Here is an 18,015-nt window from a genome sequence, read left to right as displayed (position 1 = left end):
ATCTGGCTTCCCCCGCCGCGCTTAGCCTATTCCCGAACGCGGCGCGGACACAAGCGAGCTCTTAAGCGAACCGCGCCACCCAATCAAATCCTGCTTCGGTGATGTTTGGGGTGGCCATGGGAGAGTTCTACAGCGGCTTCGCAAACGGGCGCGCGATCAAAGAGCGGCTCCGTTCACACGAAGACGGCTGCTCGAGAGCGCTATTGAACTGCAAATGAGTGGCAGTCAGGCCGACGTGGATAGGTTTTGCGATGCCACGCTCGAAGTCAAGATATCCAGGCCCTCGGGTCGACCGGCGATGATTGCGACCGTGATGCCGCTTGGGGTGGAGAATTCCGAGCGGCTGCTTTCGCCGCTCTCCCGTGCGATCATGTTCGTTAAGAAGCCCGACGAGAAACCGCGCCTTGATCCGACGATGCTAACGAATATTTTTGGCCTTTCGCCTCGGCAGGCGGCCTTGACGGCATTGCTTGCGGAAGGTGCTACACTCATTCAGGCTGCAACAGCCCTCGGCATAGGCTTTGAGACAGCTCGCTGGCATCTGCGCACGATATTCGAGCAAACCGGCACGCATCGACAGGTCGATCTCGTCAGGCTCGTACTGCAGATGACCGCGGTGTCGGCCTCACCTAAAGGTTAATCGGCGAGCAGCGAGCGACCGAGCGGGTCGGTCGTGCCGCCGATCGAGAAGGCACCACGCATTCGCGAGAGTAAGCTCATCGAAAAGCCCCCAGCCGGATCAACAAGCTAGGGGGCGGCGTGTCGAACGACACGTAAGGGTGGCACTGCCCTGCCAGGGAAGTGAGAGCTTGGTGATTTTCGGAACAACGGTTGCGCTGAATCGCCTCGGATTCGCCCGGATGTCCTACACCATCATACCTTGACGCGCCGAACGCCCGCTAAGCCGACTTCCGCTGGGGCTTGGCCGCCGGCTTCTTCGCTGCCGCCTCCTGGGGCTTCTTGCCCTCGATCGGCATCAGCATCTCCTTCTGACCAGGCGAGGCCTTCTTCGCCTTCTTGGCGGACTTGCCAGCCTTTGCCGGCGCAGCTTCCTTGCCGACCGATCGGCGCAGCGCCTCCATCAGATCGACGACGTTGGTCGCCGCTGGGCGCTCCTTCGGCGTGATCGGCTTGCCGGCGCGCTTCTGGTTGATGAGGTCGATCAGCGCGGTTTCGTAGTGGTCCTCGAACTTGTTCGGATCGAACCGCCCCGCCTTTTGACTCACGATGTGCTTGGCGAGATCCAGCATGTCTTTCGTGACCTTCACGTCCTGGATCTCGTCGAAATATTCCCGCTCGCTGCGCACCTCATAAGGATAGCGCAACAGCGTGCCGACCAAGCCCTTGTCCATCGGCTCGAGAGCGATGATGTGCTCGCGGTTCGTCAGCACCACGCGCCCGATGGCGACCTTGTTCATCTCGCGGATGGTCTCGCGGATCACGGCGAAGGCGTCGTGCCCGACCTTGCCGTCCGGGCGGATGTAGTAGGGGCGGATCAGGTAGCGCGGGTCGATGTCGGCCTTGTCCACGAACTCGTCGATCTCGATAGTCCGCATCGACTCCAGCGCGATCTCCTCGAGCTCCTCCTTGGTCACCTCGATGAACTGGTTCTTCTCGAGCTGGTAGCCCTTGACGATGTCCTCGTTCGGCACCTCGTCGCCGGTGTCGGCGTCGACCTTGAGGTACTTGATCCGGTGACCGGTCTGCCGGTTGAGCTGGTTGAACGAGATCTTCTCGCTCTCCGAGGTGGCCGGATAGAGCGCGACCGGACAGGTGACCAGCGAGAGGCGGAGAAAGCCCTTCCGGTTGGCGCGCGGGGCCATGGTACGCAGAACTCCGGAGGGACGGTGCTGGATTCAAGACGAACGGCAGGCGGCAGTTCCGACAGTCCAGCCGCCGATCCCGGAGATTCGTCCCGCGCCGGCTGCCGCGCCATGCGAATTCGGGAGAGGGACGCTTGACTCTTTGGAACGAAACGGGAACATAGTCGCGTGAACGCCACTTCCGAGCAGGCCGCGTCGAGCCCTGACGGATCTTGAGGCGGCCACCTACCAGGCGTTTGGAATCATAAGAATTATACTATTTTTGCAAAGTTAGTATAATGAGGTGGAACCCTATGATTTTTATAGTTATACTACTTTCGAAAAAATAGTATAACGGAGTTCCTCATGGGAGCCGACGGGCTCGATATCGTCTTTCAGACGCTCTACTCAGAGTTGGTCCAGCGAAGCTTGGACGAGAGCTTCACATCAGAATTCTCCTCCGATGGGCGTTTCGTCGCCGTGGAGGTGAAAGGCAAAAAGTACTGGTACTTCGACACGCCCAAGCCGGACGGCGGCGGACAAGATCGACGTTATGTCGGTCCCGTGGATGATCTGGAAATCACCAAGAGGGTCGAGGCCTTCAAGGACCTAAAAGCGGATATGCGGGGACGACGCCGGATCGTCTCGACCTTGACGCGAGAAGCGCGGTTGCCTCGTCCTCCGAACACCACGGGCCGAGTGGTGGAAGAACTCGCGAGGGCCGGTTTCTTCCGGTTGAGGGGAGTCCTTGTCGGAACGGTCGCCTACCAATGCTACTCCGCCGTCCTGGGAAGACACCTAGACGCAGTCGCCATGCAGACGGCCGACGCAGACTTCGCACAATTCCACGAGATCTCGGTGGCCGTCGGCGATTCCTTACCGCCCATCATGGACGTTCTAAGGCGCATCGATCCGACGTTCCGTGAGATTCCCAGCCAGGCGGACGGACGGGTCTCCAGTCAATTCATTTCCCGAGAGCAATACAAGGTGGAGTTTCTGACGCCCAACCGGGGGTCGGACGATCTCGCCGGCAAACCAGTTCAGATGCCGGCCCTTGGAGGAGCGGGGGCCTTTCCGCTTCGCTTCCTCGACTTTCTGATCCGACAACCGATCCGCGCCGTTCTTCTGCACGGAGCCGGCGTGCCCGTGCTGATTCCCTCGCCGGAACGTTATGCGGTCCACAAGCTCATAGTTGGATCCCGGCGAATCGCAGACCGCGAAGTGACGGCGAAGAGCGCCAAGGATCGGTTGCAGGCCCGGTCAATCTTCGAAGCCATGATCGCCAACCGCCAGAATGCCGACCTAGCGTTCGCCTACACGGAAGCGTGGGGACGCGGCGACGCCTGGAAAGATGCGATCCGGAAGAGCATTGAGAGCTACGACGACGAATTCAAGGCTCTATTGCGCAAGGAGCTTGCGAAGGGCGTAATCGAATTAGGAGAGAATCCTTCCGATTACGATCTGAACGAAGAGCCGTCGTCGGATGATACCGTGGGCGAATCCGCCGTTCCCGGCAGCAAGAAGTAGCGTTGTCGAGGGGCACGCGTTGATGCTCCTCCCGAGAACGAGCGTGGTTGCGCTCGCGACACCGGTATCCGAGGGGACGGTACGCGTGGCTCGAGATCGAATGTTCGCGCTGCAAGACCAGGCGGGACGTCGCCTCCGCTGCTGCAAGTGCGCCAAGGCGAATCGCCGCCCGCCAGCGACGCTGCCACAGTTGGCGCAGCGCCCTCGCCAGGCCGCTGCGGAGACCTGACGAGATGTGCAACGTGCATTGGACGTCACCAAAGCATCGCTGCGACCGTGATTTGGGTAAGCGCTTTGGAGATCACGCGTACGCGCGCGAAGAACTCGTCGCTGAAATCGGGGCTGCGTTCCTCTGCTCTGATCTTGGCATTGCGCTGGAGCCGAGACTAGACCATGCCTGCTATCTCGCCAGCTGGTTAGCTGTGCTCAAATCCGACAAGCGGGCGATCTTCACCGCCGCTGCCTTTGCGCAGAAAGCAGTCGATTGGTGTCAATCGGCGTTCAAATTTGGCTCTGACTCACTTTTGATGCAGTTCGGAGGATGTCTGGCGCTTTGATTGGGAGAATCAGCGCCATGCAGCAAGCACTCCACCGCTCCAGTCTGGTACCGCGTGGGTTTGTTGTAGAGAGTGCGTGCTACGAGGGTGATAAGGCCGTCATCACTGTCCGGCCATCCGGAAGTTTTGGCTTGTGTCCATCATGTGGGACAGTTTCGCGGCGGATCCATAGCCGGTATCGGCGCCGCGTGACCGATCTGCCGCTTTCCGGGCGGGTCGTTGAGCTCCTGGTGATCGCCCGCCGCTTCCGCTGCGAGGCCGTCCTGTGCGGACGCCAGATCTTCACTGAGCGTTTCTCCGACGGGATATTGGCTCCATCAGCGCGACGCACGGCGAGGCTGGACTCTATCGTCCATCACCTTGGTCTGGCGCTTGGCGGCCGGCCGGCAGCAGGCTTCGCAAAACGGCTGATGTTGCCGGTGAGCAAGGACACACTTCTGCGCGTGGTCCGACGCCGTCACCGTCCGCCGGCTGACCAGCTCAAGGTTATCGGCATCGATGATTGGGCCTGGCGTCGCAATCACCGATACGCCAGCATCGTCTGCAACCTGGAAAGGCGCCGGGTAGTCACCCTGCTGCCGGATCGTGAGCCCGCGACCGCCCAAGCCTGGCTCGCTGCGCATCCCACGATCGCGATCGTCGCCCGCGATCGTGGCGGCGGATATGGCGAAGCGGCGGCCAAAGCCTTGCCCCACGCGGTGCAGGTCGCCGACCGCTGGCATCTGATGGAGAACGCCAGTCGGGCCTTCCTTGACGCCGTCCGCAAATCGATGCGCCAGATTCGCATCGTCATCGGCGCGACCACAATTGATCCCAAGCTGCTAACAGCCGCCGAGCGCCTCCAGTATGAGGGCTATCTGCGCCGCGAGGAGGCCAATGAAGCCATCCTGGCTCTGTCGAAGAGCGGCATACCCATCAAGCAGATCGTGCGCCAGACTGGCCATAGCAGGAAGCTGGTACGGCAGGTGATCCGCGGCGAACGCACCGATGTCTTCCGGACCCGACAAAGCTCTTTGGATCTGCATTTGCCATGGCTGGACGATCAGTGGGCCGCTGGCTGTCGCAATGGGGCCGAACTTTGGCGCCGCTTAACGGCGCGTGGCTTCCGCGGCTCGCTCCGCGTCGTCAGCGAGTGGGCGCCCCGCAGACGACGGGCCGAAAAGGCCGACGCAAAAAACCTTCAGCGGATTCCGTCGGCCAGAACAATCGCGCGCCTCATGACCATCGGTCGGGACCTGCTCACGAAAGCGGAGACCGTCACGGTCGCGGCGATCGAAGCTGGCGTGCCAACCCTTGTCGAGGCACGCGAGATCATCGCCGAATTCCATCTGATGATCCGACGCAAGACCGAGGCGGGCCTCATCCCATGGATCGAGCGCGCCCGCGCCAGTCTCGTCGCCTCGTTCGCCAGCGGCGTCGCGAAAGATGAAGCAGCGGTTCGAGCAGCAATCACTTCGCCTTGGTCCAACGGACAAACTGAAGGTCAGATCACGCGCCTCAAGCTCGTCAGACGTCAGATGTACGGTCGCGGGAAAATCGATCTGCTTCAAGCCAGATTGATCGGCGCAGAATAATCGGAGCTGCACCAAAATTGCGTCAGAGCCAATATTGCAAGCCGAATGACACCCGGTGCTGGGCGAGAGCGCAATCGGTCTCTCAGTCACCAATAGAAGCCACCTGTCGGACGGTGATGCGACATTCGACACCTGTTTCGGGAGGAAGTCTAGAGGACTTGAACGGGACACTGTCGCTTCGCAAGCAATTTTCGCTCGTCAGCGCCGGTGGGCCTCAATTAGGCCCGCGACATCGAAGTTCACGCCCACCCACTCGCGGAGAAAACAAACGGTAGCACGGCAGCGAATTGACTCGCGATTGAGACCAATCAGGCGCACACTTTCATTATCACCGGTCCGCGCCCAGGCATTACTGGTGACCGAGAGCATCGTGCTCCCGCCTGTTTCGGAGGGGGAGCCCTATGCCCAAATCTCAAGACCGTTTATCCGACGTTGCGCCCATCGCATTGCAGCGCCCCGGCTGTCCGATCTGCAAATCTTCGATGATGCTTATCAGCATTGAGTCAGAACGTCCCGGCGTCGACTTACATCGCTTTCAGTGTGCCCTGTGCAATCACTTACTAACGATCCTTGCCGCTTCCGAAGACACTATGCATTCCAAGGCGGGCCGGTGCCTTCAAGGCGATTTGCATCCGCCGAAGTAGGGCGCATGCCACATCCTCGATATGGAATGGCTGCAAGACGGCGCGTGCGAATGCTACGAGACGGTGAAGCGTTGCTCCGCGAGACTGTTGGGTTCCGGCAAAGCATGCCCTGCTGCGCAGGAGAGACAGAGCAGTACTGGAAGCAACCCTTCAATGGAATTGGTCCAGGGAGGATCAACCTCCCGCTCTCACTTCGTATACCGCGGTCGTCAGCTCCGTGGCCGAATATGGCTTCATCAAATAAACCCCTCCCTTCGGGAGGTCGTCCTGGTGGAGCCTCATTCTGCCGGACGTGACGATGATCTTTAGCAGAGGCCACCGCTGGCTCACCAAGTGGGCAAGCCGAACTCCGTCGATTGCCCCCGGCATCTGTACGTCAGTGAATATGATGCGGACATCTGCCCGCTGTTCCAAAGTCGTGAGCGCCTCCCCAGCGTCCGAGGCCTCAAGAACACTGTAGCCAGAATCTTGGAGCACTATCATCGTGCTCCAGCGCAACAGCTCGTCATCCTCAACGACAAGCACGACTGGCCATTTGCTGGCGTCTTCGAGTTGCATCCGGTCCGGCTTCCCTATCCGTTTGCCAGATTGTGCGCGGGCCGGCTTTCCGCGCGAGCCGCGCGGCCCAGCTAGAGCCTATTGGTCTGCTCCACGACGAAATGAATCGAGCCGGTGTCACTCCTATTCGTCAAGCGCGCACTCTGATCCCGAGTGAGGCGATCCACGACCAAGCCTGCGGGTGCGCCCGTCAAGTCTTTGTCGCTGTCTTGGCAATCTCTGTTTCGATCCCTGTGGCACATGCCTTGGCGAACGAGTAATCCATGCTGGTGGACGCCACATCTTTCACGAATTCGCTGACGATGTTTCCCCTTGAATAGGGGCTGGCCGCCTTGAACTTGGCCAGAGCGCCGTCGGCGGCTGTGAACTGCGCGACACAAAGCGGTACCAGAACGGACATTCTGCCATCGCTCTCCGCCGTGGCGCGCATGATCCTGGCGGTTTCCCCAGTGACCCAACCTCCCCAGATAAATCCAATGGCCATCGTCGCCACCGCCCCGAGAGCGATACCTTGAAGCACGCGCGTCCGTGCCTCGCCAAGCAAGATTGCAGGAAGTTTCATGAAGGTCGCCTTTCTTGAGCGCACACAAATGCGCGCTTGCGCCGCTGGCGCACCGTAGGGGAATAATTCTTATGATTGCGCCTTCCGATGGCACGGGAGCTGCTGCTACGAGGTCTGGCGGCGACTTCGGAGGTCGCTGCTTAATGGGCAGCTTCAAGGTGAGCATCTGCTAACCTGTAGGCGAAACGCTATACCGCTAACCTGGTCGTGTAAAGGGCTCTGTGTTCTAAGCCGCGCTAGGTGTCCAAGTTGCCTCTTGCGTCGAGACTGCGATGGCTAAGGTGCACGACTCCCACCTGTTCGGGACGGATTCCCTCCGCCGGACCAAGGCGACCTTGATCTATCGCCGAACCGGCAACCTGTGAGCATTACAGCGTCTTCTGGGGCACACAAAAATCGAGTGTACCGTTCGCTATCTCAGCATCGAGGTCGACGATGCCTTGGCGGGTAGCAGAACAGGTAGGCATCCGACTGAAAGGTAGACGGACGCGCTCTGCTCTGCCCTCGCAGACGGTTTCGGGCAAGAAGATGTTAGAAGCCCCGGCTGAGATTGCCGGTTCGCAGCCGCCCGTACGAGGAGACCTCCGTTATTTCTTCTTTGCCGGCCCGAAATCCGGCTGCCAAGCGGCCTCCTTGCGGCTTGGCGCCGCAGCGATCACCTTGGTCTTCTCCTTCTTCGGTTTCTTGGCTTCGCGATTGCCGCGTTGCTCTCCCTTGGCCATGTAGGTCTCCTCTTGAGGTTTGTCTTGGGGTTTGAGTTCGTCCAGTTCGTCAGATTGTAGCACGCGGCCGCGCGGCGTGCAGACGCGCACGTCCATGTAACCGTCGCGCAGCAGTTTTCGCGCCAGCCTCAGCGCGAGGGTCGGGCTGCCCCGGCCGTGATTGGCGCAGCCATATTCGTTCGTTCCGGTGACGAGGTAGGGCACGCGGATCGGCCTAGCCATGGAACAGCGCAGCCGCCGCGACGAGCAGCAGAAGGAACAAGGGAACGATGACGGGCGGAACGATCCATTCCGAGGCACGAAAACGCGGCATCGCATGCTCCTGCACGAGCACGACGAAGTCGTGCTTCAATGACTGGCTTCTCGGCGGGAGCGCACGTGACCCTCAGTCACCGGTCGATGCCGTGGCGGAACATGCGGTGATGCGGATGAGCCTACGCCTGCATCAAGGAGATAGCGAGGACTAAAACGCCGCGCGCCCGATGGCCTCGATAGTGCTGGCTATTGCCGTGTTCAGAGCGCATGGTCGTGATCGCCGGTGTCGGTTAGGGCGGCTATCGCAGGAAGGCAGGCGCGCATGACCATCCGTTCGCGGCGGGAAACCGTCACATTCAGGCATCCGTTCCACATCCGCGGCATCGCGCGGGAATTGCCGGCGGGCCCCTATGAGGTCGTCACCGACGAAGAGATGATCGATGGGTTGTCGTTTGCGGTCTGGCGCCGTGTCGCCACCCTGATTACGGTGCCGTCCGAAGCGGTGCGGGGTGCGACAGAGGTGCGCTCGATTGGTTCGGTCGACCTCGCGGACGCCCAACGCGCCGATGTGAAGCGCCGATGACCGACATCCCGGTCGAGCTCGACAAGCACCGCGGCATGGCCGCGCAGAAGGCCACCGACCTGCGCCGCGCGCTGGCCGAGGTCGAGAACAATGTCAGGGAGCTGCGCGAACGCGAGGCCGATCTCGAAAACCGCCTGATGACGTGCCGGCGACCTCATGGCCTGAGGCGGCGGTGAAGGCGCGCTATCTGCTCAACCTTTACGTTGCGAGCCTCCCCGCCGAGGACACGCGCCACCGCGCCCTGGTATCGGCGCTGTTCGACGATTTCCGCCGGCTCGGCGAGGAGTGCTGAGGCGACTAAAGCATATTGGAGCAGGCTATGACATTGACCAGCGGCTGCTTTATCGGTCACGAGTATGACCGGATGATCGTACGGTTCTCGATGCACGACGGTGACAAGGAGATTCCTTGCGCGATAACGACCTCTGCGATGGACTATCTTGAGCGCGGCCCGCAAGTCCGGCCCGAGCAGCGGGAAGCCCAGTTCATCCGCCTCGGCAGGGCTGCAACAAGGCACACTTATGTATGCGAGCTGCCTTGACGCCTAAGGGTAGCCTTGTCGGCTTCCAGCAATTCGATGGCGCATCGGATCATTGCCAGGCTGAGGGTGTCCATCCCAGTTGATATCAACACGCGAAGATGTTCAATCTGGTTGTCTAGCTGGTCGCACTTATTGCACATGTGCATCCCACCACTTCGGGCGGGAGCAACAAGCTCTCGGTCACCGATAGTGCCCAGGGATTCGGAAAGGTGATTAAGCTTAAAGCCGATCTTCGAGCGGCGTTCCTAAAAAGGCCATATGTCACCATCGGCCGCGAGATGACGCATCCAATGGCTTACGACCTCAAAGCAAAAACGCCGCCCGCTTAAATCAAGCGCAGGCGGCGGCTTACCAGCCCCGGGAGGGTGAGAGTAAAATCCCGATAAAGGTTTGTCTCCACTTGGCATGCTGAAGTTCAATACGTCGGTCAAGAACAAGACTAAAATTCAGGTGGGCGGCTGTAGTCCCGGTGAGGACAACCAGTTGTTAATCTCCCCGGCAACATCGATCTGCCGGGCTTTTCGCAGAAGCTCCGTGCGGCGGACACCAGCAGGCATCCCGTTGGCCTGTAGGCGGAGATTGATCGCCTCTTGCGCGAGGCGGTATTCGAATGTCAGGGATTGTACTGGAGACCGTCTAGCCGGCATGTCTAATGCTCCGCTGCGGGGTTGAGCGGGAGCGCAGCTTGCGTCCACATCACCGATAGATGCTGAGGGCCGCTCGATGGTAATGAGACAGTGCGCCGCTATGCGCCGAATAGCGAGCGCTTTGTTCGTATCCTGGGCGGTAACTTTTGCGATTGCTGTAGCTGATCGATGGTCTGTAACGGTACAACCCGGGAGCAACTCTCTTGCAATTCTCCGCCGCCTGGTTGCGAGCTTTTGCGACCCGCACTTGCGCCCTGCGACGCCGGCCTCGAGAGGCAACAACCCGATTTGTTTTGAAGCCAGAGCTGCAAACCGAGCGTCTCTATTGGCGTTGCTGATCTCTGATCGTTTGGCTGATTGATCGTTCGGCCGCGCTGATAGCTTCCGCCCGATTGAAGGCAATTCCGGTTCGGGGTGAGCGACCTTCTCGCTCAAACGACCACTTCCAACCGGGCGGATTTATCGTCTGGACCACAGTGTATTTGATGCCCTGATGTTCCATGCGCCATTCATGACTTTTCGGGCTGAGCAACCGTCGGCGGCGACAAACCTCGGTCATTCAGCATTGTCTGGGGTCTTCTTCGAACGATCTACTCGGACCTCCTTGAATTCCGCTGGCCCGTCAAGCAGGCGCTGCTTTCTGGCCGATTGGTCTCTTGAACTCGCGGAACGATCTGCCTTGCCATCCAAAGCCGTGCCAGCCAGGTGAAGGGCTCGCTTTCGTTGGCGACCCACTCGGCGATCTTTAGCATCGTTCGTCATGTTACAGGATCTCTTAATTGGCGCTCGTGTCCGGAAGCGAAACTCAGCAACCGCGGCAAATATTCTTGAGCTTCGCGGCGGTTCGGGCTTCTTCCGCAAGAAATGGATCCTTGTAGCCCGACGATGAGTCGATGCCGGCTTCCGTGGGCTTGCTGGCTTTTGGGGGAAATGCCGCATCGTAACAGGAGAGGCGCGCGCTGGTGCTTTCGATCGCACGGCAATTCGGCTCCGCGGCAAAAGCTGCTGGCGTGTATATGCCCAGTACCGATGCCAGCAAAAGCGCGGCGGTCCATGTGCCTGTTCGAACCATCCTCATGCTAGACACTCCACCGCTATTTGGTTTTACTCGCCCAAGTCGGAGTCTCGCCGGTCCAGGCCGGAAGCGCATCCCATTCGGACCAACGCATCCGGCGCTCCTCACCTCCGACCCTCACGAAAACAAAGGGCGCATCGTCCCGGCCAGTCTTCGAACCAACGAAGATTGCCGGAACCCCATACGCGTCCCTGATGATTGCCGTGTTTGCCATCTTGGGCTCCCGTTTGGCTTGAACAGGCTCAACGCCCCGATTGCAGTTCTGACGTAGGTAATTGAACGGATACCGCTATAAAATGGCCGTCATCGCAATCAGCAGTGAGGAAGGCCGGTACCAACAAAGGCGGTACGAGCCACTCTCGAATGTCGAATTTGTCGGAATTTGACATCTGACCGCCTTCTCTTGGGTTGAGGCGGGAGCGCAACGCTCTCAGTCACCGATAACAGCCAAGTAGCGTGCGGTGATGCGAACCGTGTAGCAGCCTTCTAAACAATTAGCGAGATCAATCTCAGCCCGTTTGGTATTCAATCGGTGCTTGCACAAGCTCGTCAGTCCAGACCTTGAAGCTGACGAGCGTGTTAGGTCCGAAAGTTTTGACAATCGGAACATCTGCCGCATCGCGGCCTTGAGCGATCAGGACGCGGCCAATTCGCGGAGTGTTGTTGTCGTGCGTCGAATGTGTACCAGCGGCACCTGACAAAGACGAAAGCCGCGTCATCACTGCTTGTTCTTGATCCGCGAACATGGCCGGCACTCCATATGCGTTCCTGATCGTTGCTTTGTTAGCCCTTGCGATCACCCTCCTGACGGGCTTGTTGCGCGACGAACTCTTGCTCTGCATTGTCGGCTATTTGTCAACTGTGTGCTCTTACTGGCAGCTCCAGAGATCGGATCATTTCCGCTTCGCGGGCGGAGGATTAATTTCCGCGATCCTGCGCAGGCAATCAGCCTCCGACTCGTGAGGACCGGACACAAACGTTCCACTGACTTTGGTCGAATACCATCCGGAAGCCACGCCGAGCCGAAGGGATTCTTCCAACTTGACGTGCCGCGGTGAGAGATTCTGCATATAAACTGCTTTCTGTTGCGAGCCCCGAAAAAGGGGCTCCTGTTGCTTGGCCACCAGCTCGCGCCAGCTCAGTTCTTCCCGACGAGCGGCGTGAGGTTCACAAGTGCCGAGGCGACCAGATTCCGATCGTACATACCGCGGTCAGCGCCAGGATTCGCGCAAGGTCGGGCACGTAGCGCGCCTTTGCCACGAGCCCGGGCCTTCATGATAACAACCGCGAGATCGACCAGAAAATCACGCATGAGACCCGCTCGCATCATCGCGTTGCGCATCCGCGAGCGATAGCGCGGACGCACAAAGGTAAGCCGTTGTTCGGCTTCGAAGGCACCGTGCGCGCTTTCCCAGCAAATAGCTATCGGTTTCTCACGCAGACCACTCGCCGCCGAATATCGCTCCGGCAGTGTCTTGTATGTCGCTCGCGCGGACATAGTTGCAGAAGGTTGGCAGTCTCGAGGTTAGACTGCTGGGGCCGAAAACAGAACAGAGGGCACTCATGAAATTCCGTCCGCTCCACGACCGAGTGGTGGTCAAGCGCATCGACGCCGAAGCAAAGAGCAAGGGCGGCATCATCATTCCGGATAATGCAAAGGAGAAGCCCTCGCAGGGCGAAATCGTCGCCGTTGGCCCCGGCGGCCGCGACGAAGCCGGCAAGCTGATCGCGATCGACCTAAAGGTCGGCGACCGCGTGCTGTTCGGCAAATGGTCCGGCACCGAAGTGAAGATTGACGGCCAAGACCTTCTGATCATGAAGGAGAGCGACATCATGGGCGTGCTCGAGGTCAGCGAGTCCAAGAAGAAGGCGGCGTAATCTGCCGTTGTCCGATCCGTCCTGAGCAGCCGGCGCAGTCGGTCTCTCGCAGGACGGGTCCAAGCCTACCTGATGATCTCATTGCCCAGACGACCTTCGGGCCTGGGCATGAGCATCCGTTCCCAAGGGGATCATAATGTCCGCCAAAGAAGTGAAATTCGGCGTCGACGCCCGCGATCGCATGCTTCGCGGTGTCGATATTCTCGCAAACGCCGTCAGGGTGACCCTTGGCCCCAAGGGCCGGAACGTCGTGCTCGACAAATCATTCGGCGCCCCCCGCATCACCAAGGACGGCGTCACCGTTGCCAAGGAGATCGAGCTCGAGGACAAGTTCGAGAACATGGGCGCGCAGATGGTGCGCGAAGTCGCCTCCAAGTCCGCTGACGCGGCCGGCGACGGCACTACCACCGCCACCGTCCTGGCCGCTGCGATCGTCCGCGAAGGTGCCAAGTCGGTGGCTGCCGGCATGAACCCGATGGACCTCAAGCGCGGCATCGACCTCGCGATCGAAGCCGTGGTCGCCGACCTCGTCAAGAACTCCAAGAAGGTGACCTCGAACGAGGAAATCGCTCAAGTCGGCACCATCTCCTCGAATGGGGACTCCGAGATCGGCAAGTTCCTGGCCGATGCCATGAAGAAGGTCGGCAACGAGGGCGTCATCACCGTCGAGGAAGCCAAGTCGCTCGAGACCGAACTTGAGGTGGTCGAGGGCATGCAGTTCGACCGGGGCTACATCTCGCCCTACTTCATCACCAACGCCGACAAGATGCGCGTGGAAATGGATGATGCCTACGTCCTCATTAACGAAAAGAAGCTGTCTCAGCTCAACGAGCTGCTCCCGCTGCTCGAAGCGGTTGTTCAGAGCGGCAAGCCATTGGTTATCATCGCTGAGGATGTGGAAGGCGAGGCGCTCGCCACTCTGGTCGTCAATCGTCTCCGTGGCGGCCTGAAGGTCGCGGCCGTCAAGGCTCCGGGTTTCGGCGATCGCCGCAAGGCCATGCTGCAGGACATTGCGATCCTGACCGGTGGCCAGGCCATCTCGGAAGATCTCGGCATCAAGATGGAGAATGTGACGCTTGCGATGCTCGGTCGCGCCAAGAAGGTGATGATCGACAAGGAGAACACAACGATCGTCAGTGGCGCCGGCAAGAAGGCTGACATCGAGGCGCGCGTCAATCAAATTAAGGCGCAGATTGACGAAACCACGTCGGACTACGACCGCGAGAAGCTGCAGGAGCGTCTCGCCAAGCTCGCGGGCGGCGTCGCGGTGATCCGCGTCGGCGGCGCGACCGAGGTTGAGGTCAAGGAGCGCAAGGATCGCGTTGATGACGCGATGCATGCGACCCGCGCTGCGGTCGAGGAAGGCATCGTCCCGGGCGGCGGCGTCGCCCTGCTCCGTGCTTCCGAGCAGCTCAAGGGCTTGCGTGCGAAGAACGACGACCAGAAGACCGGGGTCGAGATTGTGCGCAAGGCATTGTCCTACCCCGCTCGCCAGATCGCGATCAATGCCGGCGAAGACGGCTCGGTGATCGTCGGCAAGATCCTCGAGAGCAAAACCTACGCCTATGGGTTCGACTCTCAGACAGGCGAGTACGTGAACCTTATCTCGAAGGGCATTATCGATCCGACCAAGGTGGTGCGTGTGGCGATCCAGAACGCCGCGTCCGTTGCGGCGCTCCTGATCACCACCGAAGCGATGGTCGCCGAAGTCCCGAAGAAGAACGCGGCTGGCGGCATGCCGCCTGGCGGTGGCGGCATGGGAGGCATGGACTTCTAAGTTCGCCGCTCAGGCACTCGCACAAAGGCCCGGCAGCAATGTTCCGGGCCTTTCCTGCATCTATCGGTCAACGTTTCACTATTCCCTGGAGTTATTTCGTTGCCATCGGCACCAAGTCGCCTGCTTCAGCGTGAGCCCAGCAAGGACAACTTCTGCAGCCGTCCGTGCGGATTCATTTCTTCTTCGCCTTGGGTTGCTTCTTTGGCACCGGGCTCGCTACGGCTTCCCGTGCCAGCCGCTCGGCCTTCAATCGCTCTCGATTCTGAGCAAAGGCCTTCTCGGCGAGCGCGTGCTCGGACATGGCCTTCTCCGCGTCGACTTGGCGGAAGGCATTGCGTGCTTCACGCTCCGCTTTACTGATTGGTTTGGGCGGTTCGTATTCACCAAATATTTTTGTCATCTTTTTCGATCTGATGCTTCGCTTGTATGGGTTGGGTCAATTCTTGCTTTTGAGCCGGGCCTCTCGCGCCAGGCGCTCGGCCCTGAGACGTTTATGGTTTTGCTGGAAAGCCGGATCGGCGTGGCTGTCCGCTATCGTTTGCCGCGCCCCAACGGGGTTTTGCGCCTTTCGGTCTGCTTCATCCGCGACCTGTTGCTCGGCGGAGCGCTTCAGTTTGGTCATTGCCAGATCCTCGCACCGACGGTTGGTCCCGGGCTATCCAGACATTGGCTGCCCAAATCATTTCTGGGACCTATGATAGACGTTTGTCGCACAGGGGGCGACTTGAAACTTCTTCCCCCCGACTGGCGGCCATAGCGCTCGTTAGGGCGACTCACTAATCTGCACGCCACGTGGCAGCTGTGCTGACCCTGGATCGCTCATTCAAGTTCGGGGGCATCGCTTAATCGGCCCCCGTATAGAGCCAATTCATTCCAAAACCACTGAAATGGACGGAGGGCGCTTGTTGTAGAAGTGTTGTAGAATAGCAGGAAGGAAACCCACCAGAAGAGCAGCATCCAGGCTACAATAGGTTGATAACGCACGAAAATGAGATGGAGCGGGCCGAAGGGAATCGACCCTCGTATGCTGCTTGGGAACCGGCGATTGTAGAGACGCGCTTGCCCACGAAGATCGTCTCAACCGCGGTCTTCATGTTGTCGTAGATGCCGCGGGTGCAGTTGCCTTTGAACAGGTCGAACACTAGGTGATGATCTCAACCAATCGGTTCAGGCAGGAGATTCGGTCTCGATTGGAGGCAGCCGCAGCTGGGGGACGCTGCAGTCTCATCATCGATGCCAAAGAACTCTATCACGCCATCTGCAAGGGTCCGGTCTCCAATAGATGGATGATCTTCTGCTGTAATGCCATGCGAGCTGAAATGGCAGAACTCGACAATCTGATTTTCGACTACGCGAACGATACGTTGCTAACCGTGAATTACAAGCTGCCGCGCGCCGAATCCCGATAGTCGCGAGATTGGAGCGCCAAAACCCGCGGGAAAAAAGGATTCCCAAAGAGCCTGGTCAAATTTGTGACCCGCGCCGTGTACCACCGATTCGGCCTATGGGGGCTTCGATGTCGGCCGATTTCGAGGCAGTCGAGGCTGTCCGCTGCGCGGGATCCGGCAACCGCATCGGCTCAATCGATGCAGCGGCCGAAAGGCTGGTCGTCTCAGCACGACCGGGTGACGGCTATGGTCCGCGAACCTACCGATCAGGTGGCGAGTCTATTGGAGCGGCGCCGGACCGGTGGCAGGCACGCTTTAGCGACCTAGAGAGCCCAGCGGCAAAGAGATGGCTACCGAGAGGCCACCCAGAGTCCAGGTGCGGTGGATTCTGCCGCCGATCCGCTCGATCGTTGTCTCGACCAGCTTCGTGCCGAGCCCGTCGACGTGGGGGCCGCCACGGCATCCGCGCCGGTCTCTGTCCAATCGATCTCCAGACGGTCGGCGTCGACCGACCACGTAACATCGATGCCCCCCTTGTCACGGCTCAGGGAGCCGTATTTGGCGGCATTGGTGGCCAATTCGTGGAAGACTAGCGCCAGATGATCGGCAGCTTGTTCGCCGATCGCGACCGGCGGCCCATTGAAATTGGAGGTCGCCACCCCGTGCGGACGAAGGATGCAGGCGACGAGATCGCCCAGGTTGGCGACGGCTGCGACGTCGTCGCCGAAAGAGCGTCGGATCAGTCCGTTGGCCTCCGACAATGCGTGTAGCCGGCCCGATAGGGTTTCAGCCAATTCTTCCTTGGTCTCAGCGTTGCGAGCCGTCATCCGGACCATGCTATCGGCGACGCTGAAGAGATTCTTGATGCGATGGCTCATCTCGCGCATCAACGTTTCCTGCCGCTGCATGGCCAGAGCGAGCTTCTGCTCACTTTGGATCATCCGCAGCGCCATGCCACCGAAGGCAGCCAATTCGGCCGTGACGCGCGCGTGCTCTTTGTTGAAATGTCCCGCATCGGAAATCAGCCACAGCGTCCCGATCGCTGCGGCGCTTTTCACGCCTAAGGGCACGAGCAGCACCTCGGGGATCGTGATGCGGGCGTCGCCAATCCAGTCGTAGGCCCGCTCGGGGTGTTCCATCAGTATCGGCGCTGCGAGGTCCAGGCACACGCCGCAAGGACTGAAATTGCGCGGCGTCGTGGCGCCCTCGAAAGTCGAGAGCTTGCCTGCGAGGGCGTACCAGCGGAATTGGTTGGCCTCGGGCTCGAAGATGCTGATGCCCGCGGAATGGGCGCCGCAGATTTCCATGCCGGTCCTGACCAGCCGGGGCAATATCTCTTCCGGATGGTCGGACATCACTTCAGCGAGATCCTGGATCGCGAGTTTCTCGCGCAGGAAATCGGGGGCGGCCGACCGCCGGTTGGCGAGCTGGTCGCTAATGATGACGGCGGCGACCGAATCAGGAAGCCGGGCCTGCGATCGCATGGGGGCACCGGGAGATGCGACGATCGCACTATCATGCCACCGCCGCGTGAGCGCATCAATGTTCGTCGCATCCATGCTCGGCATCTTGGTACCCTGTCGCCAATTCTCGCCCGCCTAGCACGGCAAGGAGGTCGAAAATGACTGCCATCAGCTACGCGATTGCAAAAGCCCAAAGCAGGAACATTGATCGATATTATCGTTTGCTCAACACGCGGCTATCAGATGTCGAGCGCAATTACGTCGAAAGCCGCGTTTTGGAACAACAGGCCGCTCTTCACGCTGCCGAGGAGCGTGAACACGCGGAGAAGGGTCGGCGTTGCTGACACCCCACACCTGCCCTATACGCTGCTGCTCGAACATTCCGCTTCAAACGGGTGGCCCACTGCTGCCCATCATTCAGTTGTCGCCGTCAGTCGGGGGCAATGCCTTTAGCCCGCCGCT

General features: G+C 59.9%; 19 protein-coding genes and 5 pseudogenes. 13 read left to right on the top strand and 11 right to left on the bottom strand.

The features are described from left to right. Nucleotides 1-214 precede the first annotated feature (214 nt). Complete coding sequence (locus AAFG16_RS10070) at nucleotides 215-640, top strand: hypothetical protein (protein WP_220003156.1); 426 nt, start codon at nucleotides 215-217, stop codon at nucleotides 638-640. A gap of 259 nt (nucleotides 641-899) precedes the next feature. Here the strand turns inward: AAFG16_RS10070 and AAFG16_RS10065 are convergent, their stop codons facing one another. Then, nucleotides 900-1,823: a Ku protein gene (locus AAFG16_RS10065; RefSeq protein WP_342739020.1), complete on the bottom strand. Its 924-nt coding sequence runs from the start codon at nucleotides 1,821-1,823 to the stop codon at nucleotides 900-902. Between the two features lie 345 nt (nucleotides 1,824-2,168). Between AAFG16_RS10065 and AAFG16_RS10060 the strand changes: the two genes are divergently transcribed. The 3 genes and pseudogenes from AAFG16_RS10060 (at nucleotide 2,169) to AAFG16_RS10050 (ending at nucleotide 5,460) form a co-directional block, all read left to right on the top strand. Beyond that, nucleotides 2,169-3,329 carry a GSU2403 family nucleotidyltransferase fold protein gene (locus AAFG16_RS10060; protein ID WP_342739019.1) on the top strand — a complete coding sequence of 387 codons (1,161 nt, stop codon included), beginning with the start codon at nucleotides 2,169-2,171 and terminating at the stop codon, nucleotides 3,327-3,329. Between the two features lie 242 nt (nucleotides 3,330-3,571). Next, nucleotides 3,572-3,886 (top strand): annotated as a pseudogene (locus tag AAFG16_RS10055) (zincin-like metallopeptidase domain-containing protein); the annotation flags it as partial. Between the two features lie 17 nt (nucleotides 3,887-3,903). Next, on the top strand, nucleotides 3,904-5,460 hold the full coding sequence (locus tag AAFG16_RS10050; protein ID WP_342739018.1) for an ISL3 family transposase: 1,557 nt from the start codon (nucleotides 3,904-3,906) through the stop codon (nucleotides 5,458-5,460). A gap of 818 nt (nucleotides 5,461-6,278) precedes the next feature. Here AAFG16_RS10050 and AAFG16_RS10045 read toward each other — a convergent pair. Both AAFG16_RS10045 and AAFG16_RS10040 read right to left on the bottom strand, forming a co-directional pair. Then, entirely contained in the window at nucleotides 6,279-6,662 is a 384-nt protein-coding gene (locus AAFG16_RS10045) for a response regulator (RefSeq protein ID WP_220003159.1), read from the bottom strand. Between the two features lie 190 nt (nucleotides 6,663-6,852). Beyond that, nucleotides 6,853-7,224, bottom strand: a complete 372-nt coding sequence (locus AAFG16_RS10040; protein WP_220003160.1) for a hypothetical protein — start codon at nucleotides 7,222-7,224, stop codon at nucleotides 6,853-6,855. A gap of 299 nt (nucleotides 7,225-7,523) precedes the next feature. Here AAFG16_RS10040 and AAFG16_RS10035 point away from each other — a divergent pair. Further along, nucleotides 7,524-7,667: pseudogene (locus tag AAFG16_RS10035) on the top strand (integrase); the annotation flags it as partial. A gap of 144 nt (nucleotides 7,668-7,811) precedes the next feature. Here AAFG16_RS10035 and AAFG16_RS10030 read toward each other — a convergent pair. After that, nucleotides 7,812-8,150: a hypothetical protein gene (locus tag AAFG16_RS10030; protein WP_220003332.1), complete on the bottom strand. Its 339-nt coding sequence runs from the start codon at nucleotides 8,148-8,150 to the stop codon at nucleotides 7,812-7,814. 10 nt (nucleotides 8,151-8,160) lie between these two features. After that, entirely contained in the window at nucleotides 8,161-8,298 is a 138-nt protein-coding gene (locus AAFG16_RS10025; protein ID WP_220003333.1) for a hypothetical protein, read from the bottom strand. A 225-nt stretch (nucleotides 8,299-8,523) separates the two neighbouring features. Here AAFG16_RS10025 and AAFG16_RS10020 point away from each other — a divergent pair, with 225 nt between their 5' ends. From AAFG16_RS10020 to AAFG16_RS10010, 3 genes and pseudogenes are all read left to right on the top strand, one after another. Then, nucleotides 8,524-8,784, top strand: coding sequence for a hypothetical protein (locus AAFG16_RS10020; protein ID WP_342739017.1), 261 nt, complete (start codon nucleotides 8,524-8,526; stop codon nucleotides 8,782-8,784). Further along, nucleotides 8,781-9,076 (top strand): annotated as a pseudogene (locus AAFG16_RS10015) (hypothetical protein). Before AAFG16_RS10020 ends, AAFG16_RS10015 begins: the two are co-directional and overlap by 4 nt. A gap of 27 nt (nucleotides 9,077-9,103) precedes the next feature. Then, nucleotides 9,104-9,280, top strand: a pseudogene (locus AAFG16_RS10010) (DUF1488 family protein); the annotation flags it as partial. A gap of 1,497 nt (nucleotides 9,281-10,777) precedes the next feature. Here AAFG16_RS10010 and AAFG16_RS10005 read toward each other — a convergent pair. Beyond that, nucleotides 10,778-11,050: a type VI secretion protein gene (locus AAFG16_RS10005; protein ID WP_228749551.1), complete on the bottom strand. Its 273-nt coding sequence runs from the start codon at nucleotides 11,048-11,050 to the stop codon at nucleotides 10,778-10,780. A 506-nt stretch (nucleotides 11,051-11,556) separates the two neighbouring features. Further along, nucleotides 11,557-11,737, bottom strand: a pseudogene (locus AAFG16_RS10000) (hypothetical protein); the annotation flags it as partial. Nucleotides 11,738-11,791: 54 nt separating this feature from the next. Between AAFG16_RS10000 and AAFG16_RS09995 the strand changes: the two are divergent. Then, entirely contained in the window at nucleotides 11,792-12,010 is a 219-nt protein-coding gene (locus tag AAFG16_RS09995; protein WP_220003163.1) for a hypothetical protein, read from the top strand. Between the two features lie 175 nt (nucleotides 12,011-12,185). Here the strand turns inward: AAFG16_RS09995 and AAFG16_RS09990 are convergent, their stop codons facing one another. Further along, on the bottom strand, nucleotides 12,186-12,359 hold the full coding sequence (locus tag AAFG16_RS09990; RefSeq protein WP_342739016.1) for a hypothetical protein: 174 nt from the start codon (nucleotides 12,357-12,359) through the stop codon (nucleotides 12,186-12,188). A 251-nt stretch (nucleotides 12,360-12,610) separates the two neighbouring features. On the opposite strand from AAFG16_RS09990, the gene AAFG16_RS09985 reads away from it, so the two are divergent. Together AAFG16_RS09985 and groL are read left to right on the top strand one after the other, a co-directional pair. Beyond that, complete coding sequence (locus AAFG16_RS09985; RefSeq protein ID WP_220003164.1) at nucleotides 12,611-12,925, top strand: co-chaperone GroES; 315 nt, start codon at nucleotides 12,611-12,613, stop codon at nucleotides 12,923-12,925. Between the two features lie 136 nt (nucleotides 12,926-13,061). After that, the gene (gene groL / locus AAFG16_RS09980; RefSeq protein WP_220003165.1) at nucleotides 13,062-14,702 is read left to right on the top strand and encodes a chaperonin GroEL; all 1,641 of its coding nucleotides are present in this window, start codon (nucleotides 13,062-13,064) and stop codon (nucleotides 14,700-14,702) included. A gap of 172 nt (nucleotides 14,703-14,874) precedes the next feature. Here groL and AAFG16_RS09975 read toward each other — a convergent pair whose 3' ends face one another. Together AAFG16_RS09975 and AAFG16_RS09970 are read right to left on the bottom strand one after the other, a co-directional pair. Further along, nucleotides 14,875-15,102 (bottom strand): hypothetical protein, encoded by a 228-nt coding sequence (locus tag AAFG16_RS09975; protein ID WP_220003166.1) that lies wholly within the window; start codon nucleotides 15,100-15,102, stop codon nucleotides 14,875-14,877. A 36-nt stretch (nucleotides 15,103-15,138) separates the two neighbouring features. After that, entirely contained in the window at nucleotides 15,139-15,324 is a 186-nt protein-coding gene (locus tag AAFG16_RS09970; RefSeq protein ID WP_128963670.1) for a hypothetical protein, read from the bottom strand. Nucleotides 15,325-15,892: 568 nt separating this feature from the next. On the opposite strand from AAFG16_RS09970, the gene AAFG16_RS09965 reads away from it, so the two are divergent. Further along, nucleotides 15,893-16,111, top strand: a complete 219-nt coding sequence (locus AAFG16_RS09965; RefSeq protein ID WP_220003167.1) for a hypothetical protein — start codon at nucleotides 15,893-15,895, stop codon at nucleotides 16,109-16,111. A gap of 329 nt (nucleotides 16,112-16,440) precedes the next feature. On the opposite strand, the gene AAFG16_RS09960 is transcribed toward AAFG16_RS09965, so the two are convergent. Beyond that, nucleotides 16,441-17,649, bottom strand: a complete 1,209-nt coding sequence (locus AAFG16_RS09960; RefSeq protein WP_342739015.1) for a sensor histidine kinase — start codon at nucleotides 17,647-17,649, stop codon at nucleotides 16,441-16,443. 62 nt (nucleotides 17,650-17,711) lie between these two features. On the opposite strand from AAFG16_RS09960, the gene AAFG16_RS09955 reads away from it, so the two are divergent. Then, the gene (locus tag AAFG16_RS09955; protein ID WP_220003168.1) at nucleotides 17,712-17,897 is read left to right on the top strand and encodes a hypothetical protein; all 186 of its coding nucleotides are present in this window, start codon (nucleotides 17,712-17,714) and stop codon (nucleotides 17,895-17,897) included. The last annotated feature ends 118 nt before the right edge of the window (nucleotides 17,898-18,015 follow it).

The sequence above is a fragment of the Bradyrhizobium sp. B117 genome, assembly GCF_038969555.1.
In the GTDB taxonomy this organism is placed as follows: domain Bacteria; phylum Pseudomonadota; class Alphaproteobacteria; order Rhizobiales; family Xanthobacteraceae; genus Bradyrhizobium.
Note: the sequence above shows the minus strand (reverse complement) of the source record. Positions and strands in the feature narration are given on the sequence as shown.